Consider the following 1230-nt stretch of genomic DNA (forward strand, 5'->3'; position numbering starts at 1 on the left):
CCATGATATCTGGGCAAAAACTGAAGTGGTGGTTTTGCCAAAAGCAAAATAAATCGCCTAGAAACAAAAAAGGAAGGCATAGCGCCTTCCTTTTTCTTTGATTATAGCTTTCTTCTCAGCAACGCTACCGCAATCGCCAAAAAAGCTAAGCTCGTGGCTAAGGCACCAAATATCGGCGGTATGCCATACACCAGAGTCAATGGCCCGAAGAACTCGCTGGAGATATAGAAAGTGAAACCAGCCACAACGCCAGATAAAACTCTCGCCCCCATTGTTACGCTTCGCAGCGGACCAAAGACGAAAGACAATGCCATCAACATCATTACGGCAATCGACAAAGGCTGCGTCAGCTTACGCCAAAATGCGAGTTCGTAACGTGAAGCATCTTGCTCTGATGCTTTCAAATACGTCACATAATCATACAAGCCGCTCAGAGAGAGCTCTTCTGGTTTTACTGTCACCACGGCTAGCTTGTCAGGAGCCAACGACGTGTGCCATTCCATTTGATCCATCTCTTGTTTGGAAATCACGTTTTCGTCTTGCATGTTGGTGATTTGCACGTCACGCATCAACCAATTGTTATCTTGTTGGTAATCCACTTCTTCAGCGAAGATAACTTTTTCTAAGTTCTTGTCATCATCAAAGCGCCACATGTTCAACGCATACAACTTGTCATCTTCCACTTTACCGATGAAGATGAAGTCGTTAGCATCACGAGCCCAAACCCCAGCACGAACCGAAACGATGCTGCCGCCAGACAATGCAAAAGATCGCAAATCACGCGCCATTTTCTGAGCTTCTGGAGCACCCCATTGGCCTAAAGTCATCACGATAAGCATCAATGGAACGGCCGTTTTTAGCACGGACAAACCGATATCCAGCTTGGAGAAACCCGCCGCTTGCATGACCACAAGCTCAGAGCTTGACGCCAGCATACCCAAACCAATCAGCGCACCCAGCAATGCTGCCATTGGGAAAAACATTTCAACGTCACGAGGCACGCTCAACAAAACGAAATACAAAGCGTGCGTCAGGTCATACACACCACGCCCCACTTTTCGTAGCTGTTCCACGTATTTGATGATACCCGATAGGCCAACAAACGTTGCCAGAACCAAGGCTGTGGTAGAGATGATGGTTCTACCGATGTAAAGGTCTAAGATTTTGAACACAGCTTACGCGAGCCTCTTCTTACGGAATTTTTCTTTCATTCGTCGAGCTGGAACACTG

General features: G+C 47.0%; 1 protein-coding gene. It reads right to left on the reverse strand.

The window, feature by feature from the left end:
• Positions 1-101: 101 nt before the first annotated feature.
• Positions 102-1172: an LPS export ABC transporter permease LptG gene (gene lptG, locus R7O12_RS25675; RefSeq protein WP_318126879.1), complete on the reverse strand. Its 1071-nt coding sequence runs from the start codon at positions 1170-1172 to the stop codon at positions 102-104.
• Between the last annotated feature and the right edge of the window lie 58 nt (positions 1173-1230).

The organism is Vibrio sp. Vb1574 (assembly GCF_033338675.1).